Annotated in this window: 1 protein-coding gene; it reads right to left on the bottom strand. The window is 70.8% G+C overall.

Annotated elements, in window-relative coordinates:
• Positions 1 to 71 precede the first annotated feature (71 nt).
• Positions 72 to 893 carry a non-homologous end joining protein Ku gene (gene ku, locus HUK84_RS20035; RefSeq protein ID WP_176641765.1) on the bottom strand — a complete coding sequence of 274 codons (822 nt, stop codon included), beginning with the start codon at positions 891 to 893 and terminating at the stop codon, positions 72 to 74.
• Positions 894 to 970: the final 77 nt, after the last annotated feature.

The following is a 970-nucleotide window of genomic DNA, read 5'->3' as shown; positions in this document are numbered from 1 at the left end:
CCGCTGGAGGCGGCGCGGCGAACGACAGGCGGGCGGGCAGAAGACGGGCGGGCGTGAACGCCCGTGGGCGGTCAGGACCGTTTGCGCCGCTTTCCCTTTCCGCTTTCGTCCCCGCTGGTTTCCTCCAGGCTGGCCCGCAGCGCGTCCATGATGCTGACGACCTGGCCGCCGGGTGCGGGCGCCGCGCCGGCTTTTGCCCGCTTGCGGCCGCGATGCCTGGCCGCGATCATCTCCAGCAGTTTCTCGCGCACCGGGTCGTCCAGCATGTCCGGGTCCCAAGGGCGGCTCTGCCGGTCGATCAGTTTCTGCAGCAGGCCCATTTCCGCGCGCCCGTATCCGTCCTCGGCCGGGGCGAAATAATCGGCGGCGTCCCGGACCTCGTTCCCGTAATGCAGCGTCCACAGGACCATCCCCCGGTCCCTGGGCTCCAGCAGGACGGCGCGTTCGCGCCGGTACAGGACCAGGCGGGAGATCCCGACCATGTTGCCGGCCGCCATGGCCGCCCGGATGACTGCGAAGGCTTCCGCCCCGACCGGATCGTCGGGCAGCAGGAAATGCGGCGTGTCGTACCAGACCAGGCCGACCTGCCCGGCCGGCACGAACTGCGTGACGTCGATCGTATGGGTGCTGTCCAGCGCCACCGCGTCCAGTTCGGCGTCCTCGAGCAGGACGTAGGATTCCTCGTCGCGCGGATAGCCCAGCACCTGGTCATCATCGGCCACCGGCCGGCCGTCCAGGGCGTCGACATAGCGGCTGAGCACCCGGTGGCCGGTCCGGCGATTGAGCGTGTGGAAATGCAGCGCGCCGCTGTCGCGCCGCACCGGCATCATCGCCACCGGGCAGGTGACCAGGGACAGTTTGAGATAGCCGGACCAGAATGCGCGTGCCGCCATGGTGCCCCCCTGGCATGCCCCCCCGCCTGCCCCTTCGCCGACAGGCTGCGAACGCCGGCGCCGCGCCCCGGTTGCCC

The sequence above is a fragment of the Nguyenibacter vanlangensis genome (genome assembly GCF_013376155.1).
Classification (GTDB): domain Bacteria; phylum Pseudomonadota; class Alphaproteobacteria; order Acetobacterales; family Acetobacteraceae; genus Gluconacetobacter; species Gluconacetobacter vanlangensis.
This window is presented reverse-complemented; position numbering and strand designations above follow the sequence as displayed.